We start from the raw sequence: 17,988 nt of genomic DNA on the forward strand, positions 1-17,988 counted from the left end.
AGGACTTGGCCGGTCACGCCGGCAAAGTCGAGACCTACGCGGCACCAGCGCCGCTCGCCAACCTCAGGGGTATCGAATGACGACCACCATGACAGACACGCAGCAGACAAACAGGCAGTCGGAAAATGGGGCGTCGACTAAGTTGGGCGACGACTATCCGCTGCGCTTCGCACCTCGTCATTACCGAACATGGGCACCGGCAACTGTCGCCGGATCCGCACTCGGAGGCATGGCCTACCTGGCCGACTTCTCCATCGGTGCCGGAATCGGCATAGCCCATGGAACCGCCAGCGCTGTCGGGGGAATTCTCATTGCCGCTGCACTGATCTTTCTTTCGAGCGCACCACTGGCAATCTACGCAGCAAAATTCAACTTGGACCTCGACCTCATCACCCGTGGCTCCGGCTTTGGCTATTACGGCTCGATAATCACCAACGTCATCTTCGCCACATTCACCTTCATTTTCTTTGCGACAGAAGGCGCCATTATGGCCCAAGGACTCAAACTGGGTCTCGGAGTGCCATTGTGGCTCGGCTATCTAATCAGCACCGTGATCATCATTCCGGTCGTGGTGTTCGGCATGAAACTACTGCAGAAAGTGCAGACAGCAACGAATCCGCTCTGGCTTGTCATGATGGTGCTGCCACTCGGCTACCTGGTGATACGCCACCCCGAATCCGTCGAGAACTTCCTGAGCTACCAGGGCAACAGCGGAGGGACTAACCTCGCCGGGATGATGGCATCGGCGGGTGTCTGCTTGGCGCTAGCAGCCCAAATTGCAGAAAATATCGACTACATCCGCTTTATGCCTCCGAAGACTAAGGACAATGCGGTCGCATGGTGGGTCTCAGTCCTCATGTCTGGTCCCGGATGGGTCATTTTCGGTGCGGCAAAGCAAATCATCGGCGTGTTTCTCGCCGTGTATGTTCTCTCGGTCCTGGGTGGCAGCGCCACAGAGGCCGTCGAGCCGGTACATCAGTTCATGAACGTCTACCGTGAGATGATGCCGACCGGGCTCGCCGTCACGCTAGCGGTCCTGCTCGTAGTTATGAGCCAGATCAAGATCAATGCCACCAATGCCTACTCAGGTTCTCTTGCCTGGACAAACGCTTACACTCGCGTGGTGAAGTCGTACCCGGGACGCATCGTCTTCGTTTTTGTCAACTTGGGAATCTCGCTGGCGCTGATGGAATTTAATATGTTCTCAATGCTGAATGCGGTCCTGGGTTTTTACTCCAACCTCGCAATTGCGTGGATCTTCACGGTCGCGGCGGACATTGCGATTAATAAGTGGCTGTTGAAGATCTCGCCGATTTACCCCGAATACCGCCGGGGCATGATTCACGACTTCAACTCGGTCGGAATTGTCTCACTGGTAGCTTCCGCGCTGATCTCGGTAGCGATGTACTTCGGTGTCTTCGGCGAGGCACTGGCCCCGTACTCTGCGCTAGCCGCCGCCGCAATCGCCGTCGTACTCACTCCGGTGATGGCAATCGTTACCCGTGGGCGTTACTACCGACGGCGCTTCCACGATGGCATTGATGCTCCGTTTTTCGACGAGTATGGAAACCCCTCCGATGAGTCTTTCGTCTGCGTTGTCACGGGAGAGCAGGTGGAGCGTCCCGACGCGATCCTTTCGGCCCAGCGCGGAGAAAAAGGGCAGGCGCAGTACATTTCCTCCCTTGCGCTGACAATGGATAAAGAAGGGGCCCACGTCATGCCGGCGCAGGCAACGAGGGTATCGGAATGAAGCCGGGTTGGAACTATCCGGACCGGGCAGCCGATATGACGGCAATCCACATCGCGGCGTAGTGTGCCGCGGCAGCAATAACTGTCGCGGTGTGGAAATGCTCATGGTATCCGTACAGTCTGGCGTTTCGTCCGGGTCTACAGGTGGTAGGCAGCCGAGACACCGAAGAGAAGGAAACCTCCGATGGAGTACACAAGCACCCCGAGCGCCGCTGTGAGGTCTAGTCGCATGAACGCGTAGGTCGACAGCACTGAGCCAGTAACGAGAGAGACTGCGGAGGCGAACAGGTGTGCCCATCCGCGCCCGGCAGGTCGCGGCCCTCGGTCGGCGCGGGGCCGTGGGCGACGGGTGCTGGCAGTGGCAGCTGCGGACGGCGCAGTGGTATTCACACTGTGCAATCTACGTTCCCGTAGTGCAGCCGACAAGAGGCAAAGCTTCGACATAGCTGTGGAATAACACCTATGCTACCTGCGTATTTGGGGAAAAATCCCAGCTAGCGTACTGTTAATGAACGATCCCAGAAACGAATTGGGAACTTGAGACATTACCCAGTAGGCCAGCGAGAGCGGCTGACTGGGTTTCGCACGTTCAAAATCCCCCCGCGTTTCTTGCATAAAGGTGGACTCACCACTGGATGAATAAGGCCCTGAAAGCAGGTCCCTGTTCCGCTCCGGTTGGCGCCGGTGCGAGGCCGAACGCGAGGATTGAAAACAGAAAGAGGCTTCATGCCCACTATGCAGCAGCTGGTCCGCAAGGGCCGCCATGACAAGAAGGCTAAGGTCGCGACCGCAGCCCTGAAGGGTTCTCCGCAGCGTCGCGGCGTTTGCACCCGCGTTTACACCACCACCCCGAAGAAGCCGAACTCGGCGCTTCGTAAGGTTGCTCGTGTTCGCCTGACCTCCGGTATCGAGGTTTCCGCTTACATTCCGGGTGAGGGCCACAACCTCCAGGAGCACTCCATGGTGCTCGTCCGCGGTGGGCGTGTTAAGGACCTCCCGGGTGTTCGCTACAAGATCGTCCGTGGTTCCCTCGACACTCAGGGTGTTAAGGACCGCAAGCAGGCACGTTCCCGCTACGGCGCGAAGAAGGAGAAGTAAACCATGCCACGTAAGGGCCCCGCACAGAAGCGTCCCGTCGTCAACGATCCGGTCTACGGCTCCCCGCTGGTGTCGCAGCTGGTCAACAAGGTTCTCCTGGACGGTAAGAAGTCCACTGCAGAGCGCATCGTCTACGGTGCTCTCGAGCTCTGCCAGGAGAAGACCGGCACCGATCCGGTGCTCACCCTGAAGCGCGCTATCGAGAACGTTAAGCCGGCTCTCGAGGTTCGTTCCCGCCGCGTTGGTGGCGCAACATACCAGGTTCCGGTCGAGGTTCGTCCGGGCCGCGGCAACACCCTGGCTCTGCGCTGGCTGCTGATGTTCTCTCGTCAGCGCCGCGAGAACACCATGACCGAGCGTCTCGCAAACGAAATTCTCGACGCGTCCAACGGCCTGGGTGCATCCGTCAAGCGTCGTGAGGACACTCACAAGATGGCGGAAGCAAACCGCGCATTCGCTCACTACCGCTGGTAAATGCTTGCCGACGGCGGCCGCTGCGGTGGCTGCTTAGTCGGCCGCAGCCGGTAGTCACGGCGCGCGTCGGTCGCGGTCCATCGATCTGTAGGGGATCTAAAAATCTGGGCCAGCCCGACGCTCTCACCCGAGGTCTTGCGGAAAAATTCCAGCAACGGGTGGACGTCACGGCGCGACTTAGCGCCAAGACGGTGGCATTATAGATAAAGCAAACCCGACCGACGGCGGACAGTGGGTGCGCTCGCAATCCTGCAAGCGTGGCCAGCCGCCAAACCGATTTGAAACGAGTGGGGAATCAAGTGGCTGAAGGTGCACTTCCCGTAAAGAAGGACCTCCACAAGGTCCGCAACATCGGCATCATGGCTCACATCGATGCCGGTAAGACGACTACGACCGAGCGCATCCTGTTCTACACGGGCATCAACCGTAAGGTCGGTGAGACGCACGACGGTGCGTCCACCACCGACTGGATGGAGCAGGAGAAGGAGCGCGGCATCACGATTACCTCGGCTGCCGTGACCTGTTTCTGGAACGACAACCAGATCAACATCATTGACACCCCGGGCCACGTTGACTTCACCGTTGAGGTCGAGCGTTCCCTCCGTGTCCTCGACGGCGCAGTTGCAGTCTTCGACGGCAAGGAAGGTGTTGAGCCGCAGTCCGAGCAGGTTTGGCGTCAGGCTCAGAAGTACGATGTCCCGCGTATTTGCTTCGTCAACAAGATGGACAAGCTGGGCGCTGACTTCGAGTACACCGTCGGCACCATCATCGACCGCCTGGGCGCGAAGCCGCTAGTTATGCAGCTGCCGATTGGCGCTGAGGATGACTTCGAGGGCGTTATCGACCTTCTGGAAATGAAGGCTCACGTCTGGCCAGGCAAGGTCGAGATTGGCACCCCTGCCAACATCGAAGAGATTCCGGCTGAGCTTGCCGACAAGGCAGCTGAGTACCGTGAGAAGCTCATTGAGACCGTCGCTGAGTCCGACGAAGAGCTCATGGAGAAGTACTTCGGTGGCGAAGAGCTGACCATGGAAGAGATCAAGGGCGCCATCCGCAAGATGGTCCTCAATAGCGAGATCTACCCGGTCTACTGTGGTTCCGCATACAAGAACAAGGGTGTTGAGCCGCTGCTCGACGCTGTCATCGACTTCCTGCCGAACCCGCTGGACATCGGCGAGGTCCACGGCCACCAGATGGGTGCCGAGGACGTCGGCATGACCCGTAAGCCGTCCAAGGACGAGCCGTTCTCCGCACTCGCGTTCAAGATTGCCGCTCACCCGTTCTTCGGCAAGCTGACCTTCGTCCGCGTTTACTCCGGCCGCGTCGAGCCGGGCCAGCAGGTCCTGAACTCGACCAAGGACAAGAAGGAGCGCGTCGGTAAGCTGTTCCAGATGCACGCCAACAAGGAGAACCCTGTTGACGAGGCAGTGGCTGGTAACATCTACGCGTTCATCGGTCTGAAGGACACCACCACCGGTGACACCCTGTGTGCTCAGGACGCTCCGATTGTTCTGGAGTCCATGTCCTTCCCGGATCCGGTTATCTCCGTCGCTATCGAGCCGAAGTCGAAGGCTGACCAGGAGAAGCTGGGTACCGCTATTCAGCGTCTGGCTGAAGAGGACCCGACCTTCACCGTCAAGCTGGACGAAGAGACCGGCCAGACCGTCATCGGCGGTATGGGCGAGCTGCACCTCGACGTCCTGGTTGACCGCATGAAGCGTGAGTTCAAGGTCGAGGCGAACGTTGGTGCTCCGCAGGTCGCTTACCGTGAGACCATCCGCAAGCCGGTCGAAAAGTACGAATACACCCACAAGAAGCAGACTGGTGGTTCGGGTCAATTTGCTCGCGTCATCATCGCCCTGGAGCCGTACGCTCCGTCCGCTGATGAGCTCGAAGAGGGCGAGTCCGCTACCTACCTCTTCGCTAACGAGGTCACTGGTGGCCGCGTTCCGAAGGAGTACATCCCGTCCGTCGACGCCGGTATCCAGGATGCTATGCAGTACGGTACCGTCGCAGGCTTCCCGCTGGTGAACATCAAGGCAACCCTGCTCGATGGTGCTTACCACGAGGTTGACTCCTCTGAAATGGCCTTCAAGATCGCTGGTCAGCAGGCTCTGAAAGAAGCCGTTCAGAAGGCGAAGCCGGTCCTACTCGAGCCGATGATGGCCGTCGAGGTTATCACTCCGGAAGAGTACATGGGCGAGGTTATTGGCGACATCAACTCCCGCCGTGGCCAGGTCAACTCCATGGAGGACCGCACCGGTGTCAAGGCTGTTAAGGCCCTGGTTCCGCTCTCCGAGATGTTCGGTTACGTTGGCGACCTGCGTTCCAAGACTCAGGGTCGCGCCAATTACACCATGATCTTCGACTCCTACGCTGAGGTTCCGTCCTCCGTGGCCGAGGAGATCATCGCTTCCCGCAACGGCAACTAAGTCTTAGTTCCAAAGCGTTAAGCGCGAGTCAATAAAATAGGTTCCAGCCTTCTCTTACGCCGGTGCGCCCGCTATGGGGGCGTGCTGGGGGAGAGGAGGTGGGTAACCGCTCGCAATTCATATTGTTTGCAAACCGGTGATTTATCACACTGGTCTACTGCAAAATTGCAGGTAGTAGAGGATATGGGTTGCCAGCCGTTACCCAGTAATGGCTAGGGGTTTGTTCTGGTTTGTAAAAGTCCAGTACCCTGCCCTAGTATCGAGTAACTGGCACAGTGAAAGAATAGTGCTCTTCTACGCGCGCTCGCCCCGCTCTTTGGCAGGGCAGGGAGGGCGAAATGCGGGGAGAGTGTCCACAAAATTGTGGCTGCGAGAGTCGTGGCCACCTAGACCTCCAGGAGGACTAAAAGTGGCAAAGGCGAAGTTCGAGCGTACGAAGCCGCACGTCAACATCGGTACCATTGGTCACGTCGACCACGGTAAGACCACCACCACCGCCGCTATCACCAAGGTTCTGGCTGACACCTACCCGGACCTCAACCAGGCTTTCGCTTTCGACGCCATCGACAAGGCGCCGGAGGAGAAGGAGCGCGGTATTACCATCAACGTTTCCCACGTTGAGTACCAGACCGAGAAGCGTCACTACGCTCACGTCGACGCTCCGGGCCACGCTGACTACATCAAGAACATGATCACCGGTGCCGCTCAGATGGACGGCGCAATCCTGGTTGTCGCCGCTACTGACGGCCCGATGCCGCAGACCCGTGAGCACGTTCTCCTGGCTCGCCAGGTCGGCGTTCCGTACATCCTCGTTGCTCTGAACAAGTGCGACATGGTTGACGATGAGGAAATCATCGAGCTCGTCGAGATGGAGGTCCGCGAGCTTCTGGCTGAGCAGGACTACGACGAAGAGGCTCCGATCGTTCACATCTCCGCTCTGAAGGCTCTCGAGGGCGACGCCAAGTGGGCAGAGTCCATCGTCGAGCTCATGCAGGCTTGTGACGACAACATCCCGGATCCGGTTCGCGAGACCGACAAGCCGTTCCTGATGCCGATCGAGGACATCTTCACCATTACCGGTCGTGGCACCGTCGCTACCGGTCGTGTTGAGCGCGGCGTCCTGAATGTCAACGACGAGGTCGAGATCCTGGGCATCAAGGAGAAGTCCCAGAAGACCACCGTCACCGGTATCGAGATGTTCCGCAAGCTGCTCGACTCCGCTGAGGCTGGCGACAACTGTGGTCTGCTGCTCCGCGGTATCAAGCGCGAGGACATCGAGCGCGGTCAGATTGTTGCTAAGCCGGGCGCTTACACCCCGCACACCGAGTTCGAGGGTTCCGTCTACATCCTGTCCAAGGATGAGGGCGGCCGCCACACCCCGTTCTTCAACAACTACCGTCCGCAGTTCTACTTCCGCACCACCGACGTTACCGGTGTTGTGACCCTGCCGGAGGGCACCGAGATGGTTATGCCGGGCGACAACGTCGACATGGCTGTCAAGCTGATCCAGCCGGTCGCTATGGACGAGGGCCTGCGCTTCGCTATCCGCGAGGGTGGCCGCACCGTCGGCGCTGGCCGCGTCACCAAGATCGTCAAGTAAGGTTCTCGCGCCCTAAGGCGCTGACCTTCTTACCAGGTCTTTAAAATCCCGATCTTCGTGGGAAACCACGGGGTCGGGATTTTTCTATCGCCGCGCTACGACGTCGCCTCACGCCCGCAGTGCAATCGTCGTCGGCGCAATCGTAACGAGGCCTATGCTGTGGGCGGGGGAGTGGCTGTCGTCGTAAAGCGAATGGGGAAAGTGTGGTGTGTAGCTCACTTTTGCGAAGGGATTTTACAAGCGGGGCAGTCACGTGTTTTAATACTGGGGTTGCTTTAACAAAGGCATTTACAAGTGATTGTCGGGTGAGGCCCAATCGGGAACCGGCCTGAAATCACCAGAGTGTCTATGGTAAGGCGAGCATGACCACGATGGTGGAAAGGGAAACCAATCCGCCCGTGCCTTGCGGAGAAGATGGGCGACACGCCCGACCGCGGGGGTCGGAGGTGGCATGGCAAATAAACAGCGGCAGTAGGCAATAAGAGCCCCACGGGGGAGCTTGTTCTACTGGGATTTGAGCACAAGCGTTTCTGCGTCCGCTCGGGTCACGGCCAATGTGAGTTTGCCGTGGCTATCGAAGACGAAGTCGCTTTGAAGTAATGCACAACCCAGTTTTAGTTTTCTGGCGCTGGCCATGACAGCTATTTACGACGTCGGAAAACATTGACAGGGTCGACGCCCCTTTGATTGGGGCGCGCCGACCGAGGAGAGGACAAGCGTGGCCGGACAGAAGATCCGCATCAGGCTCAAGGCCTACGACCACGAGGCTATCGACGCATCTGCGCGAAAGATCGTGGAGACCGTTACCCGCACGGGTGCACGCGTCGTTGGCCCGGTGCCGTTGCCAACCGAAAAGAACGTTTACTGTGTCATCCGTTCGCCGCACAAGGACAAGGACTCGCGCGAGCACTTCGAGATGCGCACCCACAAGCGTCTGATCGACATTCTCGACCCAACGCCGAAGACCGTCGATGCGCTCATGCGTATTGATCTTCCGGCAAGCGTCGATGTGAACATTCAGTGATCCTGGACTTTTGGTAGCGGAGACAAGATAAATGAGTGAAAACGAGATCAAGGGCATCCTGGGCAAGAAGCTCGGCATGACCCAGATCTTCGACGAGAATAACCGCGTTGTTCCGGTTACTGTCGTTGAGGCTGGGCCCTGTGTCGTCACCCAGGTGCGCACTAAGGAAACCGACGGCTACGACGCCGTCCAGATCGCATTCGGCGAGATTGACCCGCGCAAGGCCAATCAGCCGCAGGTCGGCCACTTCAAGAAGGCCGGCGTGACCCCGCGTCGTCACAGCGTTGAGATTCGCACCGCAGACGCTTCCTCTTACGAGGTCGGCCAGACTGTCGGTGTTGACATCTTCGGCGACATCGAGTTCGTCGATGTCACTGGCACCACCAAGGGCAAGGGCTTCGCTGGCGCTATGAAGCGCCACGGCTTCGCTGGCCAGGGTGCTGCTCACGGTAACCAGGCTGCTCACCGTCGCGTCGGTGGCATTGGCGCTTGCGCCACGCCGGCACGCGTCTTCAAGGGCAAGCGTATGGCAGGCCGCATGGGTAACGACCGGGTCACTACCCAGAACCTGAAGATCCAGAAGGTTGACGCTGACGCGAACCTGCTGCTCATCAAGGGCGCAGTTCCGGGTGCACGCGGCGGCCTGCTGGTTGTCAAGACTGCCACGAAGGGTGGTGCTCACGCATGACCAACCTCAAGCTAGACGTACACACCGCTGACGGCGGCGTGAACGGTTCGGTTGAGCTTCCCGCTTCCGTCTTCGACGCGGAGGTGTCCATCGCTCTGATGCACCAGGTTGTTGTTGCTCAGCGCGCAGCAGCCCGTCAGGGCACCCACAAGGTCAAGACCCGCGGCGAGGTCCGCGGAGGTGGCCGTAAGCCGTGGCGCCAGAAGGGTACCGGTCGCGCTCGTCAGGGATCGATCCGTGCTCCGCACTGGACCGGCGGTGGCATCGTCCACGGCCCGGTGCCGCGCGATTACTCGCAGCGTACCCCGAAGAAGATGATCGCCGCAGCTCTGCGTGGCGCTCTCTCTGACCGCGCTCGCCACGACCGTATCCACGTCGTCGAGGAACTGGTTTCCGGCCAGACCCCGTCCACCAAGGCAGCACGCTCCTTCGTCGAGCGACTGACCGAGCGCCGCAACGTGCTCGTCGTTCTGCCGCGCGAGGACGCAACCTCTTGGAAGTCCGTTCGCAACCTGCCGGGCGTCCACATCCTGTCCGAAGACCAGCTGAACACCTACGACGTGCTCAAGTCCGATGACGTTATCTTCGCCGTCCAGGCGCTGAACGACTTCATCGCTCGCACCGCCGGTAAGGAGGAGAAGTAATGGCTACCATCGCAGATCCCCGTGACATCATCGTCGCACCGGTAGTGTCGGAGAAGTCCTACGGACTCATGGAGCAGAACGTCTACACGTTCCTGGTCCACACCGACGCAAACAAGACCCAGATCAAGATCGCGGTCCAGGAGATCTTCGGTGTCAAGGTCGCTTCCGTCAACACCCTCAACCGCGAGGGCAAGCGCAAGCGTTCCCGCACCGGCTACGGCAAGCGCAAGGACACCAAGCGCGCCTACGTGACTCTCGCGGCCGGCAGCGATCCCATCGACATCTTCGGCGGTTCGGCTAGCTAACGCGGGCCGACGAGGAAGTTAAGGAAGAGCAAAAGTATGGCTATTCGTAAGTACAAGCCGACTACGCCGGGTCGCCGCCAGAGCTCCGTCTCCGAGTTCAGCGAAATCACTCGCTCGACTCCTGAGAAGTCTCTGCTGCGCCCGCTGTCGAAGACTGGTGGTCGTAACGTTCACGGCCACATCACCACTCGCCACAAGGGTGGCGGACACAAGCGCCAGTACCGTGTCATCGACTTCCGTCGCAATGACAAGGACGGTATTCCGGCAAAGGTCGCTCACATCGAGTACGACCCGAACCGTACCGCCAACATCGCCCTGCTGCACTACGCAGACGGCGAGAAGCGCTACATCGTCGCCCCGAAGAACCTGAAGCAGGGCCAGCACGTTGAGTCCGGCGCTAACGCCGACATCAAGATTGGTAACAACCTGCCGCTGCGTAACATCCCGACTGGTACCACCATTCACTGCGTGGAGCTCAAGCCGGGCGCAGGTGCTCAGCTGGCACGTTCCGCTGGTGCTTCCATTCAGCTGCTGGGTAAGGAAGGCAAGTACGCAATCCTGCGTATGCCGTCTTCTGAAATCCGCCGCGTCGACGCACGTTGCCGTGCAACCATCGGTGAGGTCGGAAACCAGGACCAGATCAACATCCGCTGGGGCAAGGCCGGCCGTATGCGCTGGAAGGGCTGGCGCCCGACCGTCCGCGGTGTTGTCATGAACCCGGTTGACCACCCGCACGGTGGTGGTGAGGGTAAGACCTCCGGTGGTCGCCACCCGGTTTCCCCGTGGGGCCAGAAGGAAGGCCGCACCCGTAAGCCGAACCGTCCGAGCGACCGCCTGATCGTTCGCCGCCGTCGTACCAACAAGAATAAGAAGCGCTAAGGAGGGAACTGAGAATGCCACGCAGCCTTAAGAAGGGCCCGTTCGTCGATGAGCACCTCCTCGCGAAGGTCGATGCACAGAACGACAAGGGCACCAAGCAGGTCATCAAGACCTGGTCCCGCCGCTCCACGATTCTCCCCGACTTCATCGGTCACACCTTCGCCGTCCACGACGGTCGCAAGCACGTGCCGGTATTCGTGGATGACTCCATGGTCGGCCACAAGCTGGGCGAGTTCGCCCCGACCAAGACCTTCAAGGGTCACGTCAAGGATGACAAGAAGGGACGTCGATAAGCCATGAGCAACGACATTACTTCTGCACGCGCTACCGCGCGCTTCGTCCGCGTCACCCCGATGAAGGCACGTCGCGTCCTGGACACCGTTCGCGGCAAGTCCGTCGACGAGGCACTATCCATCCTGGAGTACGCTCCGCAGGGTGCTGCTGAGCCGGTCGCCAAGGTTGTCGCGTCTGCAGCTGCAAACGCTGAGAACAACTTCGGTCTCGACCGTCGTACCCTGGTCATCTCCGAGGCTTTCGCTGACGAGGGACCGACCATGAAGCGCTTCCGCCCGCGTGCGCAGGGCCGTGCTTTCCACGTCCGCAAGCGCACCAGCCACATCACCGTGGTCGTCGAGAGCCAGAAGGAAGGTGACCGATAGTGGGACAGAAGATCCATCCCCACGGCCTTCGCCTCGGTATTTCCAGCGACTGGAAGTCCCGCTGGTACGCCGACAAGCAGTACGCTGACTACCTGGCCGAGGACATCAAGATCCGCGATCTGCTGTCCACCGGTCTGGAGCGCGCCGGCATCGCCGACGTCGTGATCGAGCGCACCCGTGACCGCGTGCGTGTGGATATCCACACCGCTCGCCCGGGTATCGTCATCGGTCGCCGTGGCTCCGAGGCTGACCGCATCCGCGGCAAGCTCGAGAAGCTCACCGGCAAGCAGGTCCAGCTGAACATCCTCGAGGTCAAGAACATTGACGCCGATGCAAAGCTGGTTGCTCAGTCCATCGCCGAGCAGCTGACCAACCGCGTGGCTTTCCGCCGCGCAATGCGCAAGGCTATCCAGTCTGCAATGCGTCAGCCGCACGTCAAGGGCATCAAGGTTGTCTGCTCCGGTCGTCTCGGCGGCGCGGAGATGGGCCGCACCGAGCGCTACCACGAGGGTCGCGTTCCGCTGCACACCCTGCGTGCGGAGATCGACTACGGCACCCACGAGGCTCACACCACCTTCGGACGCATTGGCGTCAAGGTGTGGATCTACAAGGGTGACGTCATCGGTGGCCGTCGCGAGTCCGAGATCAACGCCGGCGGCGACCGCCAGCGTCGCGGCAACGACCGCCCGCGTCGCGGTGGCAAGCGTCGTCAGCGTGCATCTGAGAAGAAGGAGGGCTAATTCATGCTCATCCCGAAGCGCGTTAAGTTCCGTCGCCAGCACCGCCCGACCCGTTCTGGTGTCTCCAAGGGCGGAAACAAGGTGACCTTCGGTGACTACGGTTTGCAGGCTCTCGAGCCGGCCTACATCACCAACCGCCAGATTGAAGCTGCGCGTATTGCAATCAACCGTCACGTCAAGCGTGGTGGTAAGGTCTGGATCCAGATTTTCCCGGACCGCCCACTGACCCAGAAGCCGCTGGGCGTTCGTATGGGTTCCGGTAAGGGCCCAGTCGAGAAGTGGATTGCAAACGTTAAGCCGGGTCGCATCATGTTCGAGATGTCCTACCCGGATGAGGCAACCGCAATGGAGGCGCTGAAGCGCGCCGGCGCGAAGCTGCCGATTAAGACCCGAGTTGTTCGGAAGGAGGATCAGTACTGATGTCGAACGGCATTCCCGCCCACGAGCTCCGCTCGCTGGATAACGATGACCTGGTCGCAAAGCTCAAGGAGTCTAAGGAGGAGCTGTTCAACCTCCGATTCCAGAGCGCTACCGGTCAGCTGACCAACAACCGCCGTCTCCGCACTGTCCGCAAGGATATTGCTCGCATTTACACCGTTATGCGTGAGCGCGAGCTCGGCCTGTCCGCTGCACCCACCGATGGTGATGCGGCATGAGTGAGGAAAACATGAACAACACCGCCGCTGGCGCACGCAAGGTGCGCACCGGTTACGTCGTGTCCGACAAGATGCAGAAGACCATCGTTGTCGAGCTCGAGGACCGCAAGCAGCACGCCCTGTACGGCAAGATCATGCGCACCAACTCCAAGGTCAAGGCGCATGACGAGAACGAGGAAGCCGGCGTTGGCGACCGCGTTCGCATCGAAGAGTGCCGTCCGCTTTCCAAGGACAAGCACTTCCGTCTGCTGGAGATTGTTGAGAAGGCTAAGTAATTAGCTAGCCTGCTCCATCCCGCTTTACGACGACAGCCCCGTCACAGGTAAACGAGTAATCGTTTCGCCAGTGACGGGGTTTCGTGTATTTGGTGGCCCTTTTCGGTATTTTTGGCACAAGCGTATTCCTATTTCATTGTGGCGCCAAGACGTACCGTGAACGTGAAAAGGGGTATCGATGAACGGTCAAGACGGAGAAAGTGGCAACCCTGCGAAGAAGGTCGGCTGCGGCACATACGCCCTGGTGGCAATCGGCATTGTCATAGCCGTCGGAGTTGCCGTTGTGGCTATGGTGGGTTATTCGCTCTCTGCGCATGGGGATGGCGGAAGTACCAAGGCAAAAGTCGAGAAGCTTTTTCACGACGCCGGTTCGACACTTAAGGTCGATGTCTCGGAAGCTATTTCTAAAACTCGAGTATTGGCGGTTGAAACGCGGGGTGAAGTTACCTCTACTGACCAAGCGTTAAAGGAACTTCGGACTCTCTTAGCGGCGGAAGATATCGCCCGCGGCAATGATTGGGAATTTCATGGCTCAAATACGCTGACGGTAGCGGAATCGGGACGCACGTTGGTGCTGACATTCGACGATACTTTTTCCGAAGAGGTGCTAGAGGGGCTACTCACTGACCCGAATGTCTGGGACGTTGGGGCAGTGAGTGTAACTAATCAAATTTGGCTCAAACCCGGTTCTTGTTCGCTGACCGATTTTGAGTGTAATAAGCGCAGAAATGACGCTATTTCCGCTGTAGCAGGGCAGTCGTATGTACAGGATAAGTATGCGGTGTCGGCAACCTTGCTCTTCGAGGGAGTGGGTCTAACGGATTTTGAGACTGAAAATCTCCATTCCGATGCAAGCTACAAGCCGGTACTGGAGGAACTTGAAGTTCAGTTGGAAAATTCCAGTGCTGGAATGAAGAAGGAACATGTCGATGTGGGGCTACGGGTGCTGACTGACTTAGCAGCTGCCGGCATGCAAGGAGTGCCGGAGTTTCCGGGTTTGCGTGTGCAGCCGACAGTGTCAATTAGTCACGGTGGTGGTGTGTTTATTACCTTGGAGGCCCGCCACGCTGAGCTCACTCACGATTACGAGGCGCCCGTTTTGAGGCTCTTGTATGCGCAAGCGAGGAGCCTCGGTGTTTATGCTGACCGATTGAAAGATCTATCCACGCAACCGATAGAGGTGACAGTACTGCGGAACAGTTCTGTGGAAGTTGAGATGAAACTCGGTGAGAAGTGTTCTATTCATGGGTATGACGACGAATTTAACCAAGCGATAAAGGAGCTTTTTGAACAGTGCTAATGCACAAGGCACTCCGCAATGAGTAGTCCAATTCCCTACGGATACAACGCTTACGGCTCGAGTGGAACCGAGCAGTGATACTCGACCAAACACCGGTTATCTGGCCGAATCGAGTTATGCGGCGGGCAACCCAACTGACGAAAGATTCTCGGCGTGGTCTGAATTCGCGTTTCAACCAGGGCTACCACGATAGCTGGGGCAAAGTTTGTCTGGTGCGAGATGTTAAATAGTTTGTTTTGCTGTGCAGGCAAGGCAGAACCCCTACCATGTCTTGTATGCAAAACAATCTTGATGGCAAAAGTACTATTTCTTTAGCAGGAAGCGCTCGGACAGGAGTAGCAAGGACCGGAGTAGCTCGGGCGCAGGCCGGCGGCCAATCCGCGCAAAGTCCACTGGACCTGCTTATCGTCGGCGCGGGCATCTCGGGAATCGACTTAGCCCACCACGTCGCCAAAAATTTCCCCGACTGGGCTTGGCAGGTTATCGACAAGGCCGACGATCTAGGAGGGACGTGGCACACGTTTAAGTATCCGGGCATTCGCTCGGACTCCGACATGGCAACCTTCGGTTTTCCCTTCCTTCCCTGGCCGCACCCGACAACCTTGGGACGCGCGCCGGATATCAAGAACTACATAAAAGCTGCAGCGGCTAATGCCGGAGCTCTCGACCGTCTCCGCCTGAATACTCGTGTCGACAGGCTTTCTTGGGACTCGCAGGCTGGCTTGTGGAAAGTCGCAGTCTCGGACCCGCGATCGGACGACTCGGGGCACACCATCTATGCGCGCCGCGTTCACATGGCCACCGGCTACTACAAACACGAGCAAGGTTATCGCCCCGACTTCCCCGGTGAAGAAGATTTCGCCGGCACCATAATCCATCCGCAGGAGTGGCCGGGGGGCCTTGAGGTCGTCGGCAAGCGAATAGTGGTTGTCGGGTCGGGTGCGACAGCAGTGACCTTGGTTCCTGCACTTCATGACGAAGGCGCGAAGGTGACGATGCTGCAGCGCACCCCGACTTGGATTGGTCCGTTGCCTGCCAGAGACGTTATCTCGGCAATCTGGAAGAAAATCCTGCCCGAGCGGGCGGCTTACACTGCAACGAGGGTAAACCACTCGATCCGCGATATGGCACAGTATGTTATCGCCCAGCGCGCACCATTTTTATTCAAATCTGCACTGTGGGCGATGCAGCGCAGGTGGTTGAGTCCTGCAGAGATTCGCGCGCACTTCCGTCCGTCTTATAGGCCATGGGACCAGCGGGTATGTAAGGCCCCGGACGGCGACATTTTCCAGGCAATCAAGGGTGGTGCGCAGGTGGTCACCGCCCGCATCGACCGCTTCGTGCCCGAGGGGATTGTGCTTGACGATGGCCGCCTCCTCGGCGCTGACATCATTGTCTCGGCGACGGGGCTCGATCTGGAGATTTTCGGCTCGGCGACGCTCGAGGTGGATGGGCGTGAGGTCGACCCCGCAGAATGCGTGACCTACCGTGGGCTGATGCTGGCGGACATTCCAAACTTAAGTTTCACTACGGGGTATATCAACGCGTCGTGGACCCTGCGCGCGGACATGGTCTCGAAGTACATGGTCAAGGTATGGCAGAGGGCGGACCGGGTGGGGCAGGGGATTTTCCGTCCGGTGCCGTCGAACCGAGCACAGGAATTTAATGGCCGCATGATGGAAGAGCTGGATGCGGGCTATATCAAGCGCTCGGGACACAAGCTGCCGCGCCAGGGTACGGAAGATCCGTGGCACTACACGCAGAACATCATCCGTGATTACTTCGATGTGGAGCGTGGCGACGTTACGGAGGAGATGGTGTTTGGCGCCGTCCCCGCGCAATAATGGTTGGCATGAACCCTCATCGCACCTGGAAAGAGATTATCGCCGCAGACCCGGAGCATTCGCGTCGTTATGCGAATCGCTGGCGCGGCTTCGTGCGTCAGGGCCGCGATATTAACGGGGAGGCCCGCCTGGTCGATGCGATGGCACCGCGACACGCCCGAATCCTCGACGCTGGATGCGGTCAGGGGCGCGTCGGTGCGTACCTCGCGGCCGCCGGGCACAAGGTTGTCGGCGTGGATGTCGACCCGTACTTGATTGAGGAGGCGGGGCGCCTCTACTCGGGGGAGCTTTACGACGCCACGACCTGGCTCGTCGGCGACCTTGCGGACCTGTCGGAGGTGCTGGCTGAGGCAGGGCAGTCGGAACCGTTTGACTTCATCGTCTGTCCTGGCAACGTGCTGACTTTCGTGGCGGACGAGGATCGCCAGGCGGTGCTAGAGGGGTTCGCTGCGGCGCTCAGCCAGGATGGCGGCCGCGCCCTTATTGGTTTCGGTGCCGGCCGCGGCTGGGATTTCTCTGACTTTGAAGATGTGGCGATTGCCGCTGGCCTGCGGGTCGTACAGAAGTTCTCGACCTGGGACTTGAGCCCGTTTGCGGACGAGTCGCAGTTCTTGGTCGCTGTGCTGGAGCGGGATTAGGAAACCGCCGCGCCGAAGAGCAGGCCGATTCCGTAGGAGGCGGCCAGGCCCAGGGAGCCGCCGATCACCAGGCGCACTGCGGCCTTGCCCGAGTGAGTATCGCTGAGTTTCGCGCTGACCAGGCCGGTCAGGGCCAACGAGACGAGCGTTGTCGCTACGACAGCGACGGCCCCTCCGCTAGTGAGGAAAACCAGTGCGGCAATCATTGGCAGCAGCGCGCCCATCAAAAACGAGATGGCCGATGACCACGCGGCCGCCCAGGGGTTGGTGAGCTCTTCGCCGTCAATGCCCAGCTCTAGGCGCAGGTGCGCGGAGAGTGGATCGTTGGCTTCGATTCCGCGCGCGGCCTGCTCGGCGATATCTTCGGGAATGCCGTAATCAGCAAGGGATTCGACGAGTTCTCGGTGTTCCTCTTCGGGAAAGCGCCGAAGGCTGGCTGCCTCCTGGGCAATCAGAGCGCGTTCTGTGTCACGCTGAGTAGACACCGACACGTATTCGCCCAGAGCCATGGAGATGGCGCCCGCCAGGATTGCAGCGCTGCCCGCCGTGACGACCGTGCCCTGCGAAGCCCCGGCCGCAATCAAGCTGAGCAGCACGAGAGCCGTGGATACGATGCCGTCGTTGGCGCCGAGTACTCCCGCTCGCAGCCAGTTTAATTTTGCGGTTTGGGAAGACTCATGGGGCTCGGCGCGTACGCTGCTGGCTGAGACGGCCCCTGCCGACGGGGGCGTTTGCTTTGCTGCGTTTCCGGCTAAGAGCGTCATGGTCGCGTCACTCCCAAGTAATGCGTGGCCACTAAAGATAGGCAGGCCTATAAAAAATATCTGGTGTGCAGGGTGGAACTATTTTCCCTGCATATGACCCTATGGTTTCCGAGATTGCGTATAAGCGCAAGCATTTTCCCCCTTCTAACCGTTTGGAGATATGCCTGGCGAATAAGAGTGTGATAGCCCTAAAACGTGCAGGTAGGAGGGGTTTTTGGC

The 17,988-nt window shown here is 59.3% G+C and carries 20 protein-coding genes and 1 pseudogene; 19 read left to right on the plus strand and 2 right to left on the minus strand.

Annotated elements, in window-relative coordinates:
* The first annotated feature begins 76 nt into the window (after positions 1–76).
* Positions 77–1,750, plus strand: a complete 1,674-nt coding sequence (locus tag CLAC_RS01880; RefSeq protein WP_211255365.1) for a purine-cytosine permease family protein — start codon at positions 77–79, stop codon at positions 1,748–1,750.
* Positions 1,751–1,763: 13 nt separating this feature from the next.
* On the opposite strand, the pseudogene CLAC_RS12230 reads toward CLAC_RS01880, so the two are convergent.
* Positions 1,764–2,139, minus strand: a pseudogene (locus CLAC_RS12230) (hypothetical protein).
* 336 nt (positions 2,140–2,475) lie between these two features.
* On the opposite strand from CLAC_RS12230, the gene rpsL reads away from it, so the two are divergent.
* The 18 genes from rpsL to CLAC_RS01970 all read left to right on the plus strand — a co-directional run bounded on the left by rpsL (position 2,476) and on the right by CLAC_RS01970 (position 17,005).
* Positions 2,476–2,847: a 30S ribosomal protein S12 gene (gene rpsL / locus CLAC_RS01885; RefSeq protein ID WP_053411456.1), complete on the plus strand. Its 372-nt coding sequence runs from the start codon at positions 2,476–2,478 to the stop codon at positions 2,845–2,847.
* Between the two features lie 3 nt (positions 2,848–2,850).
* Positions 2,851–3,321 (plus strand): 30S ribosomal protein S7, encoded by a 471-nt coding sequence (rpsG, locus tag CLAC_RS01890; protein WP_053411457.1) that lies wholly within the window; start codon positions 2,851–2,853, stop codon positions 3,319–3,321.
* Between the two features lie 299 nt (positions 3,322–3,620).
* On the plus strand, positions 3,621–5,753 hold the full coding sequence (gene fusA / locus CLAC_RS01895) for an elongation factor G (RefSeq protein ID WP_082313017.1): 2,133 nt from the start codon (positions 3,621–3,623) through the stop codon (positions 5,751–5,753).
* Between the two features lie 409 nt (positions 5,754–6,162).
* Positions 6,163–7,353 (plus strand): elongation factor Tu, encoded by a 1,191-nt coding sequence (gene tuf, locus CLAC_RS01900; RefSeq protein ID WP_053411458.1) that lies wholly within the window; start codon positions 6,163–6,165, stop codon positions 7,351–7,353.
* Positions 7,354–8,071: 718 nt separating this feature from the next.
* Complete coding sequence (gene rpsJ, locus CLAC_RS01905) at positions 8,072–8,377, plus strand: 30S ribosomal protein S10 (RefSeq protein WP_053411459.1); 306 nt, start codon at positions 8,072–8,074, stop codon at positions 8,375–8,377.
* 31 nt (positions 8,378–8,408) lie between these two features.
* On the plus strand, positions 8,409–9,065 hold the full coding sequence (gene rplC, locus CLAC_RS01910; protein WP_053411460.1) for a 50S ribosomal protein L3: 657 nt from the start codon (positions 8,409–8,411) through the stop codon (positions 9,063–9,065).
* Complete coding sequence (gene rplD / locus CLAC_RS01915; protein ID WP_053411461.1) at positions 9,062–9,709, plus strand: 50S ribosomal protein L4; 648 nt, start codon at positions 9,062–9,064, stop codon at positions 9,707–9,709. Before rplC ends, rplD begins: the two co-directional genes overlap by 4 nt.
* Positions 9,709–10,014, plus strand: a complete 306-nt coding sequence (gene rplW / locus CLAC_RS01920) for a 50S ribosomal protein L23 (protein WP_053411462.1) — start codon at positions 9,709–9,711, stop codon at positions 10,012–10,014. Before rplD ends, rplW begins: the two co-directional genes overlap by 1 nt.
* A 36-nt stretch (positions 10,015–10,050) precedes the next feature.
* Positions 10,051–10,893 carry a 50S ribosomal protein L2 gene (gene rplB, locus CLAC_RS01925; RefSeq protein ID WP_053411463.1) on the plus strand — a complete coding sequence of 281 codons (843 nt, stop codon included), beginning with the start codon at positions 10,051–10,053 and terminating at the stop codon, positions 10,891–10,893.
* 14 nt (positions 10,894–10,907) lie between these two features.
* Entirely contained in the window at positions 10,908–11,186 is a 279-nt protein-coding gene (rpsS, locus tag CLAC_RS01930; protein ID WP_053411464.1) for a 30S ribosomal protein S19, read from the plus strand.
* A gap of 3 nt (positions 11,187–11,189) precedes the next feature.
* Positions 11,190–11,552 (plus strand): 50S ribosomal protein L22, encoded by a 363-nt coding sequence (gene rplV, locus CLAC_RS01935; protein ID WP_053411465.1) that lies wholly within the window; start codon positions 11,190–11,192, stop codon positions 11,550–11,552.
* On the plus strand, positions 11,552–12,292 hold the full coding sequence (rpsC, locus tag CLAC_RS01940) for a 30S ribosomal protein S3 (RefSeq protein WP_053411466.1): 741 nt from the start codon (positions 11,552–11,554) through the stop codon (positions 12,290–12,292). Before rplV ends, rpsC begins: the two co-directional genes overlap by 1 nt.
* 3 nt (positions 12,293–12,295) lie before the next feature.
* Complete coding sequence (gene rplP / locus CLAC_RS01945) at positions 12,296–12,712, plus strand: 50S ribosomal protein L16 (protein ID WP_053411467.1); 417 nt, start codon at positions 12,296–12,298, stop codon at positions 12,710–12,712.
* On the plus strand, positions 12,712–12,948 hold the full coding sequence (gene rpmC / locus CLAC_RS01950; RefSeq protein WP_005509851.1) for a 50S ribosomal protein L29: 237 nt from the start codon (positions 12,712–12,714) through the stop codon (positions 12,946–12,948). The genes rplP and rpmC overlap by 1 nt, the downstream gene beginning before the upstream one ends.
* The gene (gene rpsQ / locus CLAC_RS01955; RefSeq protein ID WP_053411468.1) at positions 12,945–13,223 is read left to right on the plus strand and encodes a 30S ribosomal protein S17; all 279 of its coding nucleotides are present in this window, start codon (positions 12,945–12,947) and stop codon (positions 13,221–13,223) included. The genes rpmC and rpsQ overlap by 4 nt, the downstream gene beginning before the upstream one ends.
* A 178-nt stretch (positions 13,224–13,401) precedes the next feature.
* Positions 13,402–14,523: a hypothetical protein gene (locus tag CLAC_RS01960; protein ID WP_053411469.1), complete on the plus strand. Its 1,122-nt coding sequence runs from the start codon at positions 13,402–13,404 to the stop codon at positions 14,521–14,523.
* A gap of 275 nt (positions 14,524–14,798) precedes the next feature.
* On the plus strand, positions 14,799–16,367 hold the full coding sequence (locus CLAC_RS01965) for a flavin-containing monooxygenase (protein WP_082313019.1): 1,569 nt from the start codon (positions 14,799–14,801) through the stop codon (positions 16,365–16,367).
* Between the two features lie 8 nt (positions 16,368–16,375).
* Positions 16,376–17,005 carry a class I SAM-dependent methyltransferase gene (locus CLAC_RS01970; RefSeq protein ID WP_053413199.1) on the plus strand — a complete coding sequence of 210 codons (630 nt, stop codon included), beginning with the start codon at positions 16,376–16,378 and terminating at the stop codon, positions 17,003–17,005.
* Here the strand turns inward: CLAC_RS01970 and CLAC_RS01975 are convergent.
* A complete protein-coding gene (locus CLAC_RS01975) occupies positions 17,002–17,769 on the minus strand; it encodes a VIT1/CCC1 transporter family protein (protein WP_082313021.1) in 768 nt (255 codons plus the stop codon). The two genes, CLAC_RS01970 and CLAC_RS01975, sit on opposite strands and share 4 nt — an antisense overlap.
* Positions 17,770–17,988: the final 219 nt, after the last annotated feature.

It is taken from the genome of Corynebacterium lactis RW2-5, assembly GCF_001274895.1.
Lineage (GTDB): Bacteria > Actinomycetota > Actinomycetes > Mycobacteriales > Mycobacteriaceae > Corynebacterium > Corynebacterium lactis.